The organism is Pseudocalidococcus azoricus BACA0444 (assembly GCF_031729055.1).
In the GTDB taxonomy this organism is placed as follows: Bacteria; Cyanobacteriota; Cyanobacteriia; order Thermosynechococcales; family Thermosynechococcaceae; genus Pseudocalidococcus; species Pseudocalidococcus azoricus.
Genome location: NZ_JAVMIP010000003.1, coordinates 155,307 through 175,022, shown reverse-complemented (window position 1 = coordinate 175,022; position 19,716 = coordinate 155,307). Strand labels below are relative to the sequence as shown.

The following is a 19,716-nucleotide window of genomic DNA, read 5'->3' as shown; positions in this document are numbered from 1 at the left end:
GATCAATTAACGATTCGCCGGATTGGGTAAAGGGGCATCGGGCAAGACCGCAGCAGGTAAGCGACCTTTACTGACTAAGGTTTCCCAGGCCTGGAGAATGGACAACAAATCACTGGGGAGTCTGTATTGATCCAGATCCGTAAATTCAGTGGTGGACTGGGAGTTAGAGAGAAAGATGGTCATAAAGGCTTGGGCATCGGGTGGGGGCGGAAATTTATAGGTATGAAAGCGATTGAAGCGGCGTTGACGGAGGAGTTCTTGCCAAAGGGCGATTTGTTCCGGGGAGATTTGCTGGAGTTGCTTGGTTTGGGTTCGTCCTTGGGGATCGGTGCTTTCCTGGCGAATTTGCCCATCGGCGAGCAGCCAAGTCACGGTTTGTCGGTCACTAATTCCCCCAGTTCTGATGACTCTAAATAATTGCGACTCGGTTAATGGAGGGGGTAAATCGGCGGGATCAATTTTGCTCGGAGGTTGTACTAATTGCCCAATCACCTGACTGCCGGCCGCGTCCCAACGAATGACCGTCCCGGCCTGGTTTGTCCGATAGAGCCAGCGTTGGGGAACTGTTTCCAGACGACTTTGCACTGCTACTTCCCAGCCCGGAGTTAGGGTTTCGGCACAGAGCAAATTCAAGCCCCCCAGGCCCAGGCAACCATCTGACCAAATTTTTGGGGTAGCAGCGGTAATCACCAGGGTTGCAGGATCTTGATTAAAGTCGGTTGCCGCTTGAGCCAAAATCACATTGGCCGTGGCCTGGGGTAACAGGGGGACTGGAGACTGGAGATTTTCCAGGACGATTAACTGCCCAGAATCATTAGTGCGATAAAACCATTGCTTTTGCCCATCACTCACACTGACGCGCCAACCCACCACCATCAATGGCTGACAAGCCTGGGGAGTGGCTTTGGGGATGCCTAAACAGGTATCGGGCCAGGTTTGGGGAGTCGCGGTCAGAATCTTCAGGCTTTGGGGAGACACCTTTAACTGCCGGGCCAAGTCCTTTGTTACTCGCGCTCCGACTCCCACTGGTAGGACATTTTCTTGTCCAATAACTCGTAGATTCCCAAGCCAGCCCCAGGCCAGGCCCAACAAAACAAACATCACCCCTTGACTCAATTTCATCATCCGGTCAGCTACCCAAAAGGCTCATCTGCCACCTTAATTCATTCCGCCGCCCCCCTGGGAGACTAAGGCTGGCCGGGGCTGAGTTTTTCGGCAGAGACTACTTAGGACAGGTCTTAAACTCTGGGGATTTGGGGTCAAAGTTACAGCTATAAACGACAGATTCTTGCCAACTCAAAGGCAACTCCAATAAATCCCGCGTCCCAGTTACCCCTTGAAGAATAAACAAAATCAGGGCTAGGGAGTTCAAAATGATATGCACCCGCCGCCATTTCTTACTCTGGTAAATATCCTGAACAATGGCCGCAGCAAAGATCATCAACCAACTGGCGACAATTCCAAAATAGTAATGGGAGACGTACCACTCATCATTGCGATGGAAAATCCCCGGCTGCCAACCTAAAACCCCAATGCCCAGGCCCGCTAACGTAGCAAAGATACCTCGCCAGAGCTTAGAACGAGTCCGCATCAAGATCCCAAAGGAAATGATTGTCAGAATAAACATCACAACCACAAACCCCACTTGCACGGTGCTAAGTTTGCCATCCTTGGCCTGATCCAAAAATCCTTGATAGCCATAGGTGACTCCATAGGCCAGGGCCACAAGGGTAATCCCCACCACTCCTGCCGCCAATAAATTCCCAATGGCCACGTGTTCCCGACCAACTTGGGGTGAAATTTTCCCTTTGGTTTCCCCCGGAGCAGAGAGCCGCCGTTGTCGTGTTTGCCAGGCCAGGTAGCCAACAATACCAATCACCGGAAAGATAAAGGTACAGGCCAAAATGGGGTGGATTAACAGGAGAATATCGGCAAGGTTTAGCAGCATTGTGAACGTCTCAATCTGGCTATGTGTATTTTAGGGCTGTATTCTAGGTTTGATTTCTGAGAATTACCTGAGAAGTCGGCGGGATCAGGCCAGGACTTTAGCTTCGTTGCGAATCTGTCCCTTAAAACTTGGGGATCATTGCCGGAAAGACCGCTAATCGTTACCATAAGCTTAAGATATGTAAAGAAAACTATTAATAAATCTCTATGCTGCAACTCATTCACGCCACAATCTCTGGGCTAAGAACGGTGAGACTCGGGGGTTGGGGGCGACAGGTGGGGATTGTGGCTTGGGGGCTGGCGCTGAGTTGCGGCTTAATTTTGGGCCTGACCACCCCGGCTTGGGCCTTTAACAATCCAGAACTTTTACCGGCCCAGCCCACAACCATTGTAGATCTTGCCAAGGTCTTAACCCCCGTGCAGCAGGAAAAATTAGGGATTCAACTGGAGCAGTTTGAGGCAGATACGGGTTGGAAATTACGGGTCTTAACGCAATATGATCGCACCCCCGGCCTGGCGGTGAAAGACTTTTGGGAACTGGACGATCACAGCATTTTATTAGTGGCTGACTCTCGGGGCGGAAATATTCTCAATTTTAATGTTGGCGATGATGCTTACCGAGTCTTACAACGCACCTTTTGGGTTGAACTGCAAACCCGCTTTGGCAATCAATATTTTGTCCGGGAAAATGGTGAAGACCAGGCCATTATCCAGTCCCTCCAGGCGATTGAAAATTGCTTAGTTAAGGGGGGCTGTCGAGCGGTTCCTGGTTTACCGTCTGAGCAGTGGATATTAACCCTAATTACCTCTGGTTTGGGTGGGGTAATTTTTGGCTTTGCGGCCCGTCCCCGTCAAGAAAATCAAGTCGTGGCCTGGAAATGGATTTTGTTGTTTTCACCCCTTTGGGGGATGTTGTTCTTGGCCTTTGGCCTGGGGCCGGTTTTAGTGAGAACAAGCGAATGGGTTCCCATTTTCCGTAATATTGCTGGCTTTATGGCTGGGGCTTTAATCGCCTTTCTTGTCCCAACTCCAACACCTTCAACTCCCTCAGAAACCTAACTTAAACCGGGGGCTGGCGATTCTCCACCACTGCGCTTAACTCAGTCCAGAAATTCAATTGATTTAAAGAAGTGGGATGAGCCATCAGAATTAAGTATTTTTGCTGACAGACAACTCTTGTTACCAAAGTTTATACTGAGGATAGATGAATTGTAATAATTCGTAATGCCTATGACTTTGGCCACTGCTGTTGGTTCTGATGATACCGGACGTTTAGACCAACTTCCTGCTGACTTGGTGGCCGTATTTCGCCGGATCAATGCCCAGAATTGTCCCCATCTCTACAACTTTCACCTCCACACCACGGCTTCGGATGGCCAACTTAGCCCAGAAACTTTAGTTGATCAAGCATTAGATGTTGGTCTGATTGACTTTGCGATCACAGATCATCATTCAGTTGAAGGCTATTTTGCGGCCCAGGCCTGGCTGAGTCAACTGGACTTTCCCTGTAAGCCAAGGCTTTGGCCCGGCATTGAAATTACAGCGACTTTATTGGATGTGGAAGTCCATATTCTCGGCTATGGTTTTAACCCCCATCACCCCGGCCTGGCCCCCTATCTCCAAGGCACAGCCCCAACTGGAACCGCCGCCACTGCCCAAAGGGTGATCCAGCAACTCCACCAGGCCGGAGCCATTACAGTTTTAGCCCATCCCGCCCGCTATAAACGTCCGGCCACTGAACTGATTCCGGCAGCAGCAAAACTGGGTATCGCCGGGGTAGAAACCTACTATGCCTATGGAAACCCGCGCCCTTGGACTCCGACATCAGAGACAATGGATTTAGTTGGCGGTTTTGCTCAACGCTTTGGCCTCTTAGAAACCTGTGGCACCGATACTCACGGACTAAATATTCTCCAGCGGATTTAGTTAACCCCAGGCCCAGGCGGGGACGTTCGGCCGTAAGATCAGGCTTAAATCATGCGTAATTTTTTGATTCCGTTCAAGGTGTCTCGCTATGTTAATTGGCCCATTGGCAGGTTTAGCAGCAGTTTTTGAAGGCTTAGGGCCGTTTTACGCTGTCTTAGCGTTAGGGTTTATTGCTGCTGTCAGTTTAGGTTCCGTGGCCTGGTATAACTCAAAACGTCCGGCCGGGTGGGAAGATAAAGAACGCCCTGATTTCTTACCAAAAGTAGATGATGAGCCTTAAAACTAGCAGACTTTCACCTCAGTCTTCAAAATTTTATAACTTGTAGAATTATTGATATAAGTCAAGATTTTTAAGTTAACGCCAGAGATATTGGAGGTAAAGGAATGCAAAAAGAGCTGAAAATTACTCTAGATGAAGAGATATATAACAAACTGAGTTGCTTAGTTGGAACTGAGACCATTAGTCAATTGATTGAGAACTTAATTCGACCCCAGATCATGGATGTTGATTTAGATGAGGGTTATCGTCAAATGGCAGCCGATCAGGAGCGGGAAGCTGAGGCTTTGGCATGGGCTGAGGCCACCATTGGGGATATTTAAACCAAATAAGGCAATGATAGATCAGTTAACAACAGCCAGTAAGTTACGGATAGGTAGCTTTATGGGTTGTCTAGCTGAATCGGATATGGCGAGAATTGGACAGGCAATCAAAATTCATTTAAGTTTGAGGTAAACAGGCCGAGTGCAGTTGTTTTATTTACTTCTTCGGTCAGCATGGCGAACAGTGGCGGGGGCCGGCCTGGCGGGGTTATTGAATGGGGCGAGTACGGCCGGGTTAATTGCGTTGATCAATGCGGCTCTCAATAACTTGACCAATTTGCAGTCTCTTTTGCCCTGGGGATTTACGATCTTAGGGATTCTGCTGCTTTTCACCCATTTTGCGTCTCAAGTTCTCCTCGTCCAGGCCGCGCAACAGGCTGTTTCTGAGATGCGGTTGGTTTTAGGGAGCCGAATTTTAGCCTCACCCCTGCGCCAATTGGAAGCCCTCGGCAATGCCCAACTCTTAGCCACCTTAACGGACGATGTGGAAGCTGTGGCCCGGTCGTTTTCGGTCTTACCTAATTTATTTAATGCGATTGCGATTGTGCTGGGCTGTTTACTTTACATGGCCTGGCTCTCCGTTCCCCTATTTTTTATTTTGATTGTTTTAATTGGCTTTGGCACAGGGAGTTATCTCTTTTTGGCGGGGAAGGCAGGGCGATTTTTAACAGCAGCCAGGGTACAGCAGGATCGACTGTTTCAACATTTTCGGGCTTTAACCGAGGGCAATAAGGAACTCAAGCTCAATCGGGAACGCCGCCAGGCCTTTATCACCGAAGAATTTCAACCGACTGTTGCTGAAGCCCGTAAACAGAATCAAATTGGTTTAACAGTTTTTGCGATTGCGGCCAGTTGGGGGCAGTTGCTCTTGTTTGTCACCATTGGCTTTTTTCTTTTTACCTTGCCCAATTTGCTGGGGGTGAGTGGGCCAGTGATGTCTGGCTATGTTTTGACGATTATTTATTTAATGTTACCGATGCAGCACGTCATTGAAGCCATCCCGATCCTGAGTCGGGCCAGTGTTGCCTTAGCCAAAGTTGAATCCTTACAGTTAACCCTCAATGAGGATATTTCAAGGACAACTTCAGAAACAGAATTACCGCCTTTGGGGGCCTGGCAAACCCTAGAACTGATTAACATTCGCCATACCTATCAAAGCGGCAGTCCAGATAATCCCTTTACGTTTACCTTAGGCCCCTTAAATTTGAAATTCCAGGCCGGGGAGTTAATTTTTATTGTCGGTGGCAATGGCAGTGGTAAATCAACCTTAGCGAAAATTATTACTGGCCTTTACGATCCGGAAGGGGGCGAAATTCGTCTAGATGGACAAGTAATTACTCCCGATTTACAGGAATGGTATCGCCAGCATTTTGCAACCGTCTTTTCTGATTTCTTTTTGTTTGACCGGCTTTTAGGAATTGAAACTAAAAACAATTTGACCCAGGCCGAGGATTATATCAAACTGCTGCGGCTGGCCCATAAAGTGGCGATTCAAGGGGATCGGCTATCCACAACTAATTTATCCCAGGGGGAGCGGAAACGCCTTGGGCTATTAACGGCCTACCTAGAAAACCGCCCCATTTATCTTTTTGATGAGTGGGCTGCTGATCAAGATCCGATTTTCCGAGATTTCTTCTACACTCAAATGCTGCCGACCCTGCAACAACGGGGAAAAACTATCTTTGCCATTAGCCATGATGATCGCTATTTCAAAGTTGCCGACCGGATTATTAAATTAGACTACGGGCAAATTGAATCAGATACCCTTGGGCGGGAGTATCAAGCATCAACTACATCTAACTCTTCTACTTAGGATTTCAATCTACCGGTTCCATCATTTCTTGATTAGCCACTACTATATCTGACCAATCAGGACAGCGTTGTTTATCTAGTTTTTGTAGAAAGTCGCGATGTTTGTAATAGTCATCCTGTAATCTCTTCAGTGTTAACAATTTCTCATAACTCACACCTGGAAAATCCTCTGCTATAGTGACTTCGTCAAGCGTTAATTGATCCTCTAAAAAGATTTTTAAAGCTTCTCCCCCCAGAGATTCTTGTAAGAGCAAAGCTAATGTTTCTTGCCATGTCTGGAGAAAATACCGACAGCGTTTTTCAACTGCAATACGCTCTAATGAAGCAGCAGCAGCTTTAATTAATAAACTGGAACGATGCAAGTTTAAATAAGTAAACTCATCTAGATGAAACAAGTGAAAAACTTGCTTTATTTCAACTGGATAATCAGTGCATAGCTCTTGAATAACTGATATTAAGTTTATATTATTAATTATAATACTATGTCTTTCTTTCAATATATTTTTGAGACACTTTGCAGCAAGTTGAATTGATGAGGTGGGGCTAGGATATTCTTGAAGACAATTTTTTTTTAACAAGTTGTTTATGTGAGTATATTGATCATCAACTTGTTTACATAGAGTTTGGATGTCATTAATTGACTCAAAACTGATACCTAATAACTCCTCTTGAATAAGAGCTAAACGTTTCTCACATATAATTCGCTCTAGCTCGTTAGCTGCTTTTTCAATGGCAAGCCTAGGAGTGATTAAATCTTTTGAGGTTCTTTCATCGAGCTTAAACAAATGCTCTATTTGCTTCCGAAAATCTGCTGTATGGAACTCAGAGTATAGATCCTGAACTGCCAATATTAAATTATCATCATTATGGACTGGAACCCACTCATCAATATAGAGATTTTCAGGGAATGACTTATTCACATTAGAAAAGTTAGAAAAAGCTTTTTCCTCAATGTCTAGTATTTGCCGCCATAAGAATCGATGGTGTGAGAAAGTAAATTCCAGATCACGCTCTCTTAATGTTTTATGAATGGTAACTCTTTCGGAAGGAATATGAAGATAAATCCGTAAGAGTTGGGCTTCCGCCGTTTCTCGTAAGGTGGTATCAGTCGGTCGTTGCCATTTTTGCCCTCGTCCGTGCCAGCGTTGCCCCCGTACCTGTTGCCGTAAGGATTCTTCTAGCCTGAGCGTTAACCGCGTATCCCCTTGCCCCAGCAGTTCGGCACAGCGATGGATGTAATGACTGCGAAGGGTAGCACTGGGGAGTTTACCGAGGAGGGCCGTAATTTTATGGGTGACATCTTGAAATTGATCGGCCTGGGATAAGTCGTGGGTATCTAACAATCCCTGAATTTGCCAATCCAACCAGAGGGGAGCCGCCGTGACTAAATTGAGATAATCCTGGGCCGAATGTTGCTGGAGAAACTCATCCGGGTCTTTACCTTGGGGAATCGTTAAAATCCGTAACTGCACATCGCCGCTATAGGCCAAATCTGCCACTTCCCCGATAGCCCGTTGGGCCGCTTTTTCCCCGGCCTTGTCGGCATCAAAGTTAAGAATGACTTGCTTAGAATCCAGATAGCGCAACAGTTGCCGGACTTGTTCTTTACTGAGGGCAGTTCCGAGGGTAGCTACAGCTTGGGTAATTCCGGCCCGATGCAGGGCAATCACATCAAAATAGCCTTCCACAACAATGGCCTGGTCTTGTTTAGCAATGCTGTGGCGGGCTTTATCTAACCCAAATAGTAATTTGCCTTTACTAAACAGCGGCGTTTCCGGCGAGTTGAGATATTTCGGTTCCTCATTGGTTAACGTCCGACTGCCAAAGCCAACCACCCGCCCTTGGGGGTCATGAATCGGAATCACCAACCGATCTCGAAACCGGTCATAGTAGCCATCCCCTTGGTTGCGGGGGACAATTAACCCGGCCTGTTCCACCAGGGATGCAGGATAGCCTTTTTGCTCGACTAAATAGCGATAGAGAACTTGCCAACCCGCCGGAGCATAGCCAATTTGGAATTGTTGAATGGTTGCCTGATCTAACCCCCGTTTGTGAACCGCATACTCTAACGCCGCCTGGCCGGTGGGTTGTCTCAGGGCGTGTTCATAAAAGGAGCAAGTCAGAGCGAGAATTTCGTAAAGCTGTTCCTTCAGAGAAATTTCCTGTTGCAGGGCCTGGCGTTGCTGTTCATCAACAGTGCGGACTGGGACTTGATAGCGTTGGGCTAAATCGAGGACGACTTCACTAAAGGAGCGTTTTTGCACCTCCATCAGGAACTTAACCGCATTGCCCCCAGCCCCACAGCCAAAACAGTAATAAAAGCCCTTGGCCGGACTGACACTAAAACTGGGGGATTTTTCATCGTGGAAGGGGCAGCAACCAACAAAATCTTTACCCCGTTTCCGCAAAGCGACATGATCCGATACCACCTCGACAATATCAACGCGGGCGCGTACCTGTTCAATCGTATCGGGATGGAGGCGGGGGGCAGTCGTCATTACCTAAGTGATTCAAGCTGACGTAACTGATAAATCATAACCTTAAACCCTAGAAAGCTAGGTATTGTTTGTTTAAACTTTAACTTAGGGGAAAATCCTGTATATTTCTCGACGATGAGCAATTCTCTGGCAAACAATTTGCTTTTGTGAACTATTGATTGTCATGCCAAGCCGATAATCACCAATCCGAATTTTATACTTATCAGGATAGCCTTTCATTTTTTCAATATAGCCGAGAGCAAATGGGTTTTCTGATTTAAGTTCTTAAAACACAATACTTTCAGCTCCATCTTGCACATGGATGGACAGTCCAGCCAGTTCCTTTAGAAATTTTTTCGTATATTCAACATCCCACATTTTCGGATTTCAGCGATTGATAATAAGATCCAGCCGCTGCACCTGAAACTAGCTCATCATTTTCAACTTCTTTCATTAGTTCTGACAAGCCAAAATCTTCTAACACTTCTTCAATTTGGTTATAAATCGCGATGGGGTTCTGAACTGCAAGAATGCGTTGTTGATCATCCAGGACATATTGTTTAGGAATTTCGAGCATTTCTCAGCCTCAAGATCATTATTGGTTCAACAATCAAGTTTCAATTCTGCTAAATTATAGAACATTCTTTTTAGGTATGGTTTGGTTGAGAACATCAGTAGATGAGAAAATTTCATCAAGACTCTTTTAAGATAATTTCCCCCACCATGCCCGCCGCTTGATGGCCTGGCACAGAGCAATGGAGTTCATAGGTTCCGGATTTCATCGGGACAAAAACCCATTCGGCTGTGGCCCCAGGCCGGAGTTCCAGTTCATGAATCGCGCCCTTAACTTCAACTTGCCCCGCTTCAACTTTTTGAGTCCAACTGTTATCGGCAAAATCCTTGGCGGTGAAATAGTGCTTGCTGTGACTGGGGTTGGTTAAGGTTAGCTTATATTTCTGTCCAGTTCTAAATTCCAGTTGATTGGGAAAGAACTTTAACGCATCAGAGGCATTGCCTAAGCTAATAGCTACATCTGTTGGGGCAGTCACCGCCAGGCCGGGGATAGAATTTCCTAACCAAAATAGGGCCACGAGGACAAAGAGCAAAAATTTCTGCACGGGCTAACCTCAACAAAACCAGGACTCTATCCTAATGAACTGCAAGAAGGCTAGGCCTGATCATCAATAATTCATCACATTTTATTTGGAGAGGAAACTAACCACAACATTTCGGGGCCTGGCCATTGGAGATCACAGCACTGTCTGCGGATAAATCAATGATCTTCGGGCTACCACAGGTTACTGGCGTTTTTATGGCCACTGAATCCAGGCTGTCCAAGGCAATATCGTGATCTAATTGGTAGGTTGCTTGATCCAAAACACGATAGGGGCGGCGAGCGCGAATTTCAATTTGACCAAACCCGGCCTGGGCTAAATGCTGAAGATATTCCCCATAGGTCAAGGCCCCGGATAAACACATGGCCCGCAGTCGCTCATCTTGGCGTAAATGTTCGGGAATGGGGACGGTGGTAATTGGGTCACTCATCAACAATCGGCCTTGGGGCTTGAGGACACGGGCAGCTTCCTGAAGGGCAATGGCTAAATCATGGGGTTCAAAGATATTAAACAGGCAATTTTGGGCCACCACATCTACAGATTCATCTGAAATTGGCAAATGAAACGCATCCCCGGCCACGATTTGGACAAACTCCGGCTCAAACCAAGGATTCAGTGCTGCTGCTTGGGCTAAATTTCGCTGGGCCGCGTCTCGCATTTCGGCAACCGGATCCACGGCAATCACAGCCCCAGGCCGGCGGGAAAAATAGGCAAACTGGAGTGCTTCCAGACCCCCACCCACACCCACATAAAGTACAGTCGGTTGATTGGCTAATTCTGAGGCCTGTACCGTTGTCCCACAGCCGTAGTTCATGGCCTGCATCACCTCTGGAATCGCTAAATCTGGCAAATTTACGGTTTCGGAGTTAACACAGCACAGGCCAACCTCTGGAGTTTGGGCAACAGTGGCATAAAATTCAGCGGTGGTATCTAGGTAGCTCATCTCAGCATCCAGGGAGGGTATTTCTAGTCTAGTTGGCTAACTCTCTCTCAGCTTGAGGCAACGTGCTTCCATAAGATGGCCATTGAGAAGACCCGGAAATTTTATTAAGATATAGAAATTGAACACCCTTAAGATAGTGGCTATCCCCCAGGCCTGGTAATTGTTTCCATGATGCGCAGTGGTATCGGTATTCAAACCGCCCAAATTAGACCGGAACGCCAAACTGGGCAAATCCATGTCTATGACGGGGCCGGCAAGGGAAAATCCCAAGCAGCCTTAGGGGTGGTGTTGCGCTCCATCGGCCTGGGGATTGCTTCGGCCTGGCAAACTCGGGTTTTGCTCTTGCGGTTTCTCAAGGGGCCGGGGCGTGACTATGCCGAAGATGCCGCCATTGAAGCTCTCCAACGGGGGTTTCCCCATCTCATCGATCAGGTCCGCACGGGCCGAGCAGAATTTTTTAATGCCGACCAAATTACCAAGCTAGATCGCCAAGAAGCACAACGGGGCTGGGACATTGCCAAAGGAGCCATTGCGTCCGGTCTCTATTCGGTGATTGTTTTGGATGAACTGAATCCAGTTTTAGATTTGGGCCTGTTGCCTGTAGATGAAGTGGTGCGGGTACTGAAGAAAAAATCCGATGATCTCGAAATTATCACCACGGGCCGGGGAACCCCTTCTCAACTCCTCGAAATTGCGGATCTGCACTCAGAAATGCGCCCCCACTTTCATCCGACTGCGCTCCAGCAAGGCATTGAAGGGATCGAAATTTATACTGGTGACGGTAAAGGCAAATCCACCAGTGCCCTCGGCAAGGCCCTCCAGGCCATTGGTAAAGGCATTAGCCAAGATCAATCCCATCGGGTGCTAATTATGCAGTGGCTGAAGGGCGGCCAAGGCTATACGGAAGATGCGGCCATTGCGGCCCTGCAACAGAGTTATCCCTATCTGGTGGATCATCAACGCTGTGGCCGGGATGCGATTGTTTGGCGGGGACAACAACAGGAATTGGACTATGTGGAAGCAGAACGGGGTTGGGAAATTGCCCGGATGGCCATTGCTTCGGGATTTTATAAAACAATTATTCTTGATGAACTTAATCCCACCGTTGACCTAGAACTCTTACCCGTTGAACCCATTGTCCAGGCCTTTCTCCGTAAACCCCGAGATACCGAAATTATCATCACCGGCCGCTGTAAGCATCCCCCCGCCTACTTTGATCTCGCTAGCATCCACTCGGAGATGATTTGCCACAAACACTATGCCGAACGGGGGATTGACCTCAAACGGGGTGTTGATTTTTAAGCAGGGGATAGAGTTAAGTAGAGGCAGTTTGCGGTAAAGTTTGGCAAAGCGCGCTTAACAAAATGCGGTGTGAGGGGTATAAAGAGCAATGAAAAAATTATTATGGGCAACGGGACTAATGTGGTGGGGCCTGGGAACGGCCACCTATGCGCTGCCGACACCGCCCCAAACAACCCCTGCGCCCCCTAAACCTGACCCATCCCAAGGTGATGCCCCTGTTGGGGGGACACAAACTCCTGAAGACCGCCAGCCAACTCCAGTGATGAGTCGAAATGGCCTGTTGATCAAAGCTCCGGTTGAGGCCCAAACTCCTGCTGGGAGCCCGAATTTAACCCCCAGTTCTGCCCAAACTAACCCGCCAACTCCGGTCATCAGTCGAAATGGCCTGTTGATCAATGCCCCGGTTGTTGAGGCCCAAACGCCTGAGATCAGCCAGAGCATACCCCCCAGTTCTCCCCAACCTAGCCAGCCAACTCCCGCCAATCCACCAACGCCAGTGACTAGTCAAAATGGGCTTTTAACCACCGATCAGGCCGGCAGTAATCGTGATCCCTCTTCGTTATTGGAGCAGGAGCCGGCCAGTATTCGCCCCAATGCCGTGACTCAGAATGGCAATACGCCAGATACCCCCGAACCCATCCCGGCAGAGTTGACTTCTGAATTTACACCCACGCCCCTGATGCTTCCCCCGATCCGGCTGTTTAATCTGGATACCGCCAACCAACTTCCCGCTGGAACGATTCAATTTACTGGGGGTCTCTTTACCTACACCACCAATCCCAACTTGGATCCGGGTAATGGCCTGGAGGTTTTTTATGGCTCCGTGGATGGGGGGATAACGGATCGGTGGCAATTGGGCCTAACCGCTAATTTCTTTGATGATCCCATTTACCGCTTCATCAAGGGGCAAAATCCCAACATTACAGTCGTGACTATTGCGCCAAACTTCAAATACCAAGTCTTTAAGGGGGATAACCTTGCTTGGTCTGTGGGCGGCTCGATTGAGTACCTGCAATTTAGCTCCAGTAATTTTGTCTTTGCCCCCGGCCTGGGAACAACCAAGGACAGCATGATTGTGGGTTCAATTCAATCGCCCTTAACCTGGACATTTGATGATGATGGGCATTTTCAGTGGCATCTAACCCCCAGCATTACCTTTTTGCCCAGTACCTTCACCGGGGGGCAACCCTTCTATGGGACGAACTTTAACCTGGGGACGGGCTTTAGCTGGAAGTTTAATCAACAGGTCAGTGTGTTTGGGGATGTCACCGTTCCCGTTGGGCCTGGGCAAAATGCCATCAATGCCGCCAATGGTCAGTTATTTATTACCCCGGTCTGGAGTGGTGGTTTTCGCTTTCTCGTCAATCCAGCGGTTGGGGTGGATCTCTATGCCACCAATGCCTTTGGGACAACGCCAACCCTGCGAACCATTGCCTTTCCCCCCGATGGGGCCAGTGTTTCCTTTGGTACTGGTTTAACCTACACGCCTGAATTTGGCCAGAATTTCCTGCCCAGTTTTCGTGATCGCCCCCGTGTTCCCCTGACTGAACGGGATCGGCAACTATTACTCAACGGCTTTACGATTGTGACGGCAGATACGCTTTTGCCAGAAATGATGCGCTTGCATGGAAACTTTGGCGGAGTTGGCAATGGCGGCAGTGTGGCGGTGGGCTTAACCTACGACACCCAGTTTGAATTGTTTGTTGAGAAACCAGAGGATGGAGTTAGTCTTTTGCCTGGGGTCAACTATAGCAATCAAACCAACTTTGGCCTGGCGGCAAAACTGCGTTTCCTCGATCAAAGTCAGGGTGATCCCCTCTCCATTGGTTTCCAAGGCTCCTTTAACCGGGCCGTCAGTGGGCAAATTTCCATTGCTACCTTGCAAATGCCGATGAATTATCGCCCAATTGATTCTTTGGCCCTCTTCTTTAATCCCAAAGTCGCGCTCATGGGGGGCCATCAAGTACCCGTTGGGCTAGGATTTGGGGCCAACTTTGAGGTTTTCCCAGGCCTGCAACTGATTGCTGAAGCAACCCCAATTTTGACGGGGCAACGTTCAGTATTTAGTGGCGGGATTCGCTATACCATTCCCAAAACTAATTTCAGTATTGATATTTATGGGAGTAATGCCGCTGGCCAGAGTATGCCGGTGGGAGGATTAATTGCTCAAGATGGCAAGTCTCTGGGCATCAATATCAATTGGCTGTTTGGGGGGCGAGATTAACCAAAGTAGGGCCATTGATGAACGTTGCCATTGTCCATGAGTGGTTTGCCAGCTATGCCGGTTCTGAGCGGGTTGTCGAGCAACTCTTAAATCTTTATCCAGAAGCAGATTTATATAGCTTGGTGGATTTTATTCCCAGGCCCGCCCGTGATTTTCTTCACCACAAAGCTGTCACCACCTCATTTTTGCAAAACCTCCCCTTCGCCAAACGTAAGTTTCGGAGTTATTTGCCATTCATGCCCTTGGCGGTGGAGCAGTTTGATCTGCGGGCCTATGATTTAGTCCTCTCCAGCCATCATGCTGTGGCCAAAGGGATTTTAACCCGTCCGGATCAGTTGCATATTTGTTATGTTCACACCCCCATCCGCTATGCCTGGGATTTACAAGAGCAATATCTGGAAACCAGTGGCCTGAGTCGCGGCTGGAAGCGGGTTTTGCCAGCGTTAATTTTGCACTATCTCCGGCTCTGGGATGTGGCGACCGTGGGACGGGTTGATCGGTTTGTGGCTAATTCTGAGTTTGTCGCCCGCCGGATTCAGAAAACCTACCAGCGCAATGCCGAGGTGATTTATCCCCCTGTGAATACCGCCCCATTCCAGGCCAATCAATCCCGGCAAGACTTTTATCTGGCTATGGCTCGCCATGTTCCCTATAAAAAGATGGAACTCATTCTGGAGGCCTTTAATCAGTTGGGTTTGCCCTTGGTCATGATTGGGGATGGCACCGAAACCCTTAAATCCCAGGCCCGTGCCAATGTGCAGATCCTCGGCTATCAACCGGATGAAGTGGTCAAAACCTATTTAGAAACCTGTAAAGCCTTTGTCTTTGCTGCCGAAGAGGATTTTGGGATTACGGTGGTGGAAGCCCAAGCGGCCGGTGCGCCAGTGATTGCCTATGGTCGTGGGGGGGCCTGTGAAACCGTTATTTCTGGACAAACTGGCCTATTTTTTCAGCAACAAACTGTTTCTAGCCTCAGCCATACCATTGCAGAGTTTGAACAAAACGGGATTGCTGCCAGTTCTGAAGAAATCAGTACCCACGCCCAAAAATTTACGATTCAGCGTTTCCAAACGGAGATTAAGGCCTTCATTGACCAGGCCTGGGCCGAGTTCCAAACGAAGCAATTCCATTCATAGTGGGATGGATGATCTGTGTAGAACGGGGCCGAGCAGCTTAAAATTCTAGAGTGCTGATATTCGGGGAGTAATCTGTGCCCACCCCAATGATTGAAGTTAACCATTTGAACAAGGTTTATGGTTCGACCCAGGCCCTAGGGGATGTGAGTTTTCAGGCTGAAGCTGGGGAAATCCTGGGATTGCTGGGCCCCAATGGAGCGGGGAAAACCACCACGATGCGGATTTTATCCGGGTATCTACCCGCTAGTCGGGGGACAGCCGCCATTGATGGGTTTGAAGTTCATCAGGATCCGATGGCAGTGCGGCAACGGATTGGGTATCTACCAGAATCCCCGCCCCTTTATCCAGAAATGTCCGTGGCCCAGTACCTTAACTTTGTGGCCGAAATTAAGGGAGTCAGTGCTGGAGATCGCCCGCAACAGGTCAAAAAAGCCCTCCTGAGTTGTGGCCTGGAAGACAAAGCCAAAACCTTAATCCGCAAACTCTCTAAAGGCTATCGGCAACGGGTTGGCATTGCCCAGGCCATTGTCCATGATCCCCCGGCCATTATTTTAGATGAGCCGACCGTTGGCCTGGATCCGCGCCAAATTATTGAAGTTCGGAAACTGATTCAGCAGTTAGCCGGCGAGCGGACGGTGATTTTGTCCACCCACATTTTGCCGGAAGTCAGCATGACCTGTAATCGGGTGGTGATTATCAATCGCGGCAATGTGGTAGCCACGGGTTCCTTGGATGAGTTGATGACCCAGTTGGCCGGCGGCTATCGCTATGAGCTAGAAGTGCGCGGCGAGAAGACCCAGATTGAAGCCGTGTTAAGCTCCATTCTCAGTCAGGAGGCGACCACCTTGGCCTGGGGGGATCCCCTCAATAAGGATCTGGATTTAACCAATCTTTACCGTCTCCACCTGACCCTGCCCGGCTCCGAAGACTTAGGAGCGACAATTTCCCGGAGATTGATTGAAGCTGGCCTGGACTTATACGAAATGCGGCGTAATCGGGATAACTTAGAAGATGTTTTTCTCAAGCTGACCACCCAAGAAGACATTACCCCAGAAGCTAGACCGGCCCCAGTTCCTAGCCCCGATCCAGCCGCCCCTGACTCCGATACCCCAGCCCCCACCAACCCATGAAGCAATTACGGCTAATTTTCGCTAACATTCTGGCCATCTATCGGCGAGAACTCCAGAGCTACTTTTACTCTCCCTTTGCCTACGTCATTGCAGGCATCTTTTGGCTCTTGGCAGGCATCTTCTTTGTGGTTATTGTCCAAACCGTGACCCAGCAGGCAGCTCAAAACGATCTCGCTCAACAGCAATTTGGGATGGCACCCCAGCCTATAGATGTGCCGCAAATTATTCTCCAAGGCTTCTTAGGGGTTTTAGGGTCAATTTCCCAAGTGATTTTGCCGATGCTCTCCATGAGTCTTTACACCGAAGAACGCAAGCGCGGCACTTTGGAACTCTTGGCCACCTCACCCATTACCAACTGGGCCGTAGCTGTCGGAAAATTACTGGCCGTTGTCACCTTTTACTTGACCTTAATTGTTCCCTTGTTGATCTATCAAAGCTTGGCCTACAGTGCCGCCAACCCACCGATGTCCATTGCCTTAATTTTGGTTGGCCACGGGGGCCTGGTACTCCTAGCCGCGGTTATCCTCTCCTTGGGGATGTTTATCTCTTCCCTGACAGACAACACGATTATTGCGGCGGTCATGACCTTTGCCCTGATCCTCGTCCTCTGGATTTTTGACATTATTGCTAAAAGTGTTGGCGGTGATTTGGGCAGCGTCTTAACCTACCTCTCCCCCGTGGAGCATTTCAACTCTCTCACCCAAGGTGTAATCAAGACCAACAGCCTCGTTTTGTTCGCGACTTATATCTTTTTGGGCATTTACCTCACCGCCCAATCCATTGATGCCTTTCGTTTCCAGCGCAGTTAAGCACCTTGATCCAGGTATTCTCGGCCCGATCCGCCCTTAAAATAAAACCAACAGGACGTTCACCCAGGCCTCGGCTATGACTCAACCCATCCCAGCTGTGACCTTACCCCCCTCTCCCGACTTAGAAGCAGAAGTGACCTGGCTCCAAACTGCCCTGGGGGTCTGGCTGGATCAGGAATATTTACCAGAACTCGTCAACCAAGCCATCGCTGCCCGGGCCGCCCAAGTCTATTTTCGACAGCGAATTGAGGGGGAGCATGATCTGGGGTCAATTGTGATTGCCATTGTCACTGAAATGCAGATGTTTGATTTCTCCCGTAGCTTTTATAGTGAATTTGCCATTGCCAATGCCGTCAGTGATTTATTGATGCAACGCCTGGGGATTGATACCTGCTGTGGCCAGACCTAAAGCCCCTGTTGGCCCCTGCTTGCCGATGAATAGTTGATCATTAATATTGGAGTCCCGATCCCTATGGCCATCCCCCGGATTCTGGAACCAGAAGTAATGGACACAGCCCAGGCGGCCGCAGATTATGACGCAATGGACTTTACAGAAGTTAACAACGACTTTGCCCAGTTAGCGTTGGAATTGGGGCCTGAATCAGGAAGAATTTTAGACTTAGGTACAGGCACAGCCCGGATTCCGCTCCTCTTAGCCCAGGCCCGGCCCCACTGGCAAATTACTGCCGTGGATTTAGCCGCGTCCATGTTAACCATCGGGCAGCAGCATATTGACCAGGCCCAGCTTCACGATCAAATTACCTTACTCCCGGCCGATGCCAAATCCCTCCCCCTTGGGGATCAATCCTTTGACCTGATTATTTCTAATAGCTTGGTGCATCATCTACCTGATCCCTTACCCTTTTTCGCTGAAATTCAACGACTTTTACATTTCCAAGGAGCCTTGCTGATTCGAGACTTAATTCGCCCACAGACCGAGGCAGGCCTGCAAAATATTCTGATGAACCACGGCGGCAACTCTAGCCCGAACCAACTCAAACTCTTTCAAGACTCCCTCCGAGCCAGCTTTACCCTGAGTGAAATTAAAACCATGATCCACCAGGCCGGGATCAAGAATGTGGAGATTTATCAGTCTTCAAATCGCCATTGGACTGTGGCTCGAGCCGTGCGTTTGTTATAAATCTTTAGGTTTTTTTAACCCTCTTTTCGGAAGAACCTGCCTAGGATCAGGGGGGAAAGTTGCCAATATTCCTCAAAATCCAGTTCAAATAAGAGCTTTATGGAACAGATTCCTGGATCAATCCTCACCCTTGCCGCCGGAGTCGTCATCACGCTCCTTAGTCTTTGGGCCAGCCAACAATCTCACCTCTTCTTCCCCGAGCAAGCGTCTGAAATCGCCCCCTTGGTGGATAACCTGTTTGGGATCATGGTTGGGATTGCCGTCGCCTTTTTCTTTGTCGTACAAGGGGCGATTGTCTATTTCATGATTCGCTACCGACAACGGCCGGGGGATGAGGAGGATGGATCACCGATCCGGGAAAACTTACCCCTTGAAGCCTTCTGGACGGCAATCCCAGCCATTATCGTGATTTTCTTGGGCATCTATAGCGTGGACATTTTCCAGCAGATGGGGGGCTTTAATCCCGGTGATCATGCGGGTCATGCCATGGTTGGACATAAACACTCGGCCGCAGTCGTGGCCCAGGCCCCAGACATGAATATGACATCTGATGTCCCGATGCTGCTGGCCCAGGCCGATACCTCTGCTGAAGTTGGCTTTGGGGCCAGTCCCGAGAATGTGGGCAAGCCCCCTGATGTGATGGTGGATGTAGCGGGGATGCAATATGCCTGGATTTTTACCTATCCCGATAGCGGTATTATCTCCGGTGAACTCCATATTCCGGTGGGCCAAGATGTCCAACTGAATATTTCGGCTAAAGATGTGATCCATTCCTTCTGGGTGCCCCAATTTCGCCTCAAACAGGATGCAATTCCGGGAATCCCAACCGAACTGCGCTTTAAGGCCACCAAACCGGGCGCATATCCAGTCGTTTGTGCAGAACTCTGTGGCGGCTATCACGGTTCCATGCGGACAAGGGTGATTGCCCATACCCCGGAAGACTACCAGGCCTGGGTTCAACAAAATACGGTGGCCAATGCCCCGCAAGAGTCTCCGGTGTTACTCGCCCAAGCCGCTTCTATGACTCCTGAGAATCGGATGGTGGCCGGTCACATTCACCAGATGGGCATTACGCCCGAAACCCTGGCCCAACTTCATCCCTAGGCCGACTGTCCTGGTTTTCTCTCAACTGACCTGATTCCTAACTGAACCCA

At 49.0% G+C, this 19,716-nt stretch carries 17 protein-coding genes and 3 pseudogenes; 13 read left to right on the top strand and 7 right to left on the bottom strand.

The genetic code is table 11. The features are described from left to right. Positions 1-6: 6 nt before the first annotated feature. Both RIF25_RS05575 and RIF25_RS05570 read right to left on the bottom strand, forming a co-directional pair. Positions 7-1,125 carry a hypothetical protein gene (locus RIF25_RS05575; protein ID WP_322877558.1) on the bottom strand — a complete coding sequence of 373 codons (1,119 nt, stop codon included), beginning with the start codon at positions 1,123-1,125 and terminating at the stop codon, positions 7-9. 97 nt (positions 1,126-1,222) lie between these two features. Continuing rightward, positions 1,223-1,948, bottom strand: a complete 726-nt coding sequence (locus RIF25_RS05570; protein WP_322877557.1) for a DUF4079 domain-containing protein — start codon at positions 1,946-1,948, stop codon at positions 1,223-1,225. A gap of 206 nt (positions 1,949-2,154) precedes the next feature. On the opposite strand from RIF25_RS05570, the gene RIF25_RS05565 reads away from it, so the two are divergent. The 5 genes from RIF25_RS05565 (at position 2,155) to RIF25_RS05545 (ending at position 6,286) form a co-directional block, all read left to right on the top strand. Continuing rightward, positions 2,155-3,006 carry a TPM domain-containing protein gene (locus RIF25_RS05565; protein WP_322877556.1) on the top strand — a complete coding sequence of 284 codons (852 nt, stop codon included), beginning with the start codon at positions 2,155-2,157 and terminating at the stop codon, positions 3,004-3,006. Positions 3,007-3,171: 165 nt separating this feature from the next. Next, positions 3,172-3,873 carry a PHP domain-containing protein gene (locus tag RIF25_RS05560; protein ID WP_407682329.1) on the top strand — a complete coding sequence of 234 codons (702 nt, stop codon included), beginning with the start codon at positions 3,172-3,174 and terminating at the stop codon, positions 3,871-3,873. 88 nt (positions 3,874-3,961) lie between these two features. Beyond that, on the top strand, positions 3,962-4,153 hold the full coding sequence (gene psb35, locus RIF25_RS05555) for a photosystem II assembly protein Psb35 (RefSeq protein ID WP_322877554.1): 192 nt from the start codon (positions 3,962-3,964) through the stop codon (positions 4,151-4,153). Positions 4,154-4,257: 104 nt separating this feature from the next. Continuing rightward, positions 4,258-4,473 carry a hypothetical protein gene (locus tag RIF25_RS05550; protein WP_322877553.1) on the top strand — a complete coding sequence of 72 codons (216 nt, stop codon included), beginning with the start codon at positions 4,258-4,260 and terminating at the stop codon, positions 4,471-4,473. Positions 4,474-4,615: 142 nt separating this feature from the next. Beyond that, positions 4,616-6,286 carry a cyclic peptide export ABC transporter gene (locus RIF25_RS05545; protein WP_322877552.1) on the top strand — a complete coding sequence of 557 codons (1,671 nt, stop codon included), beginning with the start codon at positions 4,616-4,618 and terminating at the stop codon, positions 6,284-6,286. A 943-nt stretch (positions 6,287-7,229) separates the two neighbouring features. Here the strand turns inward: RIF25_RS05545 and dnaG are convergent. From dnaG to arsM, 5 genes and pseudogenes are all read right to left on the bottom strand, one after another. Then, positions 7,230-8,783, bottom strand: a pseudogene (gene dnaG / locus RIF25_RS17150) (DNA primase); the annotation flags it as partial. 84 nt (positions 8,784-8,867) lie between these two features. Further along, a pseudogene (locus RIF25_RS17145) lies at positions 8,868-9,140 on the bottom strand (type II toxin-antitoxin system RelE family toxin). Next, positions 9,127-9,339 carry a hypothetical protein gene (locus tag RIF25_RS05535; RefSeq protein WP_322877550.1) on the bottom strand — a complete coding sequence of 71 codons (213 nt, stop codon included), beginning with the start codon at positions 9,337-9,339 and terminating at the stop codon, positions 9,127-9,129. The pseudogene RIF25_RS17145 and the gene RIF25_RS05535 overlap by 14 nt, the downstream one beginning before the upstream one ends. 115 nt (positions 9,340-9,454) lie before the next feature. Further along, positions 9,455-9,880, bottom strand: coding sequence for a plastocyanin/azurin family copper-binding protein (locus RIF25_RS05530; RefSeq protein WP_322877549.1), 426 nt, complete (start codon positions 9,878-9,880; stop codon positions 9,455-9,457). Between the two features lie 118 nt (positions 9,881-9,998). After that, positions 9,999-10,820 (bottom strand): annotated as a pseudogene (gene arsM, locus RIF25_RS05525) (arsenosugar biosynthesis arsenite methyltransferase ArsM); the annotation flags it as partial. A gap of 168 nt (positions 10,821-10,988) precedes the next feature. Between arsM and RIF25_RS05520 the strand changes: the two are divergent. From RIF25_RS05520 to RIF25_RS05485, 8 genes are all read left to right on the top strand, one after another. Further along, entirely contained in the window at positions 10,989-12,122 is a 1,134-nt protein-coding gene (locus RIF25_RS05520) for a cob(I)yrinic acid a,c-diamide adenosyltransferase (protein ID WP_322877547.1), read from the top strand. A gap of 88 nt (positions 12,123-12,210) precedes the next feature. Further along, positions 12,211-14,346 (top strand): hypothetical protein, encoded by a 2,136-nt coding sequence (locus RIF25_RS05515; protein ID WP_322877546.1) that lies wholly within the window; start codon positions 12,211-12,213, stop codon positions 14,344-14,346. Between the two features lie 17 nt (positions 14,347-14,363). After that, complete coding sequence (locus RIF25_RS05510; RefSeq protein ID WP_322877545.1) at positions 14,364-15,482, top strand: glycosyltransferase; 1,119 nt, start codon at positions 14,364-14,366, stop codon at positions 15,480-15,482. Positions 15,483-15,568: 86 nt separating this feature from the next. Continuing rightward, a complete protein-coding gene (locus tag RIF25_RS05505) occupies positions 15,569-16,612 on the top strand; it encodes an ABC transporter ATP-binding protein (RefSeq protein WP_407682336.1) in 1,044 nt (347 codons plus the stop codon). Continuing rightward, positions 16,609-17,421 (top strand): ABC transporter permease, encoded by an 813-nt coding sequence (locus tag RIF25_RS05500; protein WP_322877543.1) that lies wholly within the window; start codon positions 16,609-16,611, stop codon positions 17,419-17,421. Before RIF25_RS05505 ends, RIF25_RS05500 begins: the two co-directional genes overlap by 4 nt. A gap of 76 nt (positions 17,422-17,497) precedes the next feature. Beyond that, positions 17,498-17,830: a hypothetical protein gene (locus RIF25_RS05495; protein ID WP_322877542.1), complete on the top strand. Its 333-nt coding sequence runs from the start codon at positions 17,498-17,500 to the stop codon at positions 17,828-17,830. A 63-nt stretch (positions 17,831-17,893) separates the two neighbouring features. Further along, a complete protein-coding gene (locus tag RIF25_RS05490; protein ID WP_322877541.1) occupies positions 17,894-18,562 on the top strand; it encodes a class I SAM-dependent methyltransferase in 669 nt (222 codons plus the stop codon). 99 nt (positions 18,563-18,661) lie between these two features. Then, on the top strand, positions 18,662-19,666 hold the full coding sequence (locus RIF25_RS05485) for a cytochrome c oxidase subunit II (RefSeq protein ID WP_322877540.1): 1,005 nt from the start codon (positions 18,662-18,664) through the stop codon (positions 19,664-19,666). Positions 19,667-19,716 lie beyond the last annotated feature (50 nt).

What these genes read in the sequence shown, in the direction of transcription:
- RIF25_RS05575 (WP_322877558.1), bottom strand. Translation starts at nt 1,125, where the DNA reads ATGATGAAATTGAGTCAAGGGGTGATGTTTGTTTTGTTGGGCCTGGCC.
- RIF25_RS05570 (WP_322877557.1), bottom strand. Translation starts at nt 1,948, where the DNA reads ATGCTGCTAAACCTTGCCGATATTCTCCTGTTAATCCACCCCATTTTG.
- RIF25_RS05565 (WP_322877556.1), top strand. Translation starts at nt 2,155, where the DNA reads ATGCTGCAACTCATTCACGCCACAATCTCTGGGCTAAGAACGGTGAGA.
- RIF25_RS05560 (WP_407682329.1), top strand. Translation starts at nt 3,172, where the DNA reads ATGCCTATGACTTTGGCCACTGCTGTTGGTTCTGATGATACCGGACGT.
- psb35 (WP_322877554.1), top strand. Translation starts at nt 3,962, where the DNA reads ATGTTAATTGGCCCATTGGCAGGTTTAGCAGCAGTTTTTGAAGGCTTA.
- RIF25_RS05550 (WP_322877553.1), top strand. Translation starts at nt 4,258, where the DNA reads ATGCAAAAAGAGCTGAAAATTACTCTAGATGAAGAGATATATAACAAA.
- RIF25_RS05535 (WP_322877550.1), bottom strand. Translation starts at nt 9,339, where the DNA reads ATGCTCGAAATTCCTAAACAATATGTCCTGGATGATCAACAACGCATT.
- RIF25_RS05520 (WP_322877547.1), top strand. Translation starts at nt 10,989, where the DNA reads ATGATGCGCAGTGGTATCGGTATTCAAACCGCCCAAATTAGACCGGAA.
- RIF25_RS05515 (WP_322877546.1), top strand. Translation starts at nt 12,211, where the DNA reads ATGAAAAAATTATTATGGGCAACGGGACTAATGTGGTGGGGCCTGGGA.
- RIF25_RS05510 (WP_322877545.1), top strand. Translation starts at nt 14,364, where the DNA reads ATGAACGTTGCCATTGTCCATGAGTGGTTTGCCAGCTATGCCGGTTCT.
- RIF25_RS05505 (WP_407682336.1), top strand. Translation starts at nt 15,569, where the DNA reads ATGATTGAAGTTAACCATTTGAACAAGGTTTATGGTTCGACCCAGGCC.
- RIF25_RS05500 (WP_322877543.1), top strand. Translation starts at nt 16,609, where the DNA reads ATGAAGCAATTACGGCTAATTTTCGCTAACATTCTGGCCATCTATCGG.
- RIF25_RS05495 (WP_322877542.1), top strand. Translation starts at nt 17,498, where the DNA reads ATGACTCAACCCATCCCAGCTGTGACCTTACCCCCCTCTCCCGACTTA.
- RIF25_RS05490 (WP_322877541.1), top strand. Translation starts at nt 17,894, where the DNA reads ATGGCCATCCCCCGGATTCTGGAACCAGAAGTAATGGACACAGCCCAG.
- RIF25_RS05485 (WP_322877540.1), top strand. Translation starts at nt 18,662, where the DNA reads ATGGAACAGATTCCTGGATCAATCCTCACCCTTGCCGCCGGAGTCGTC.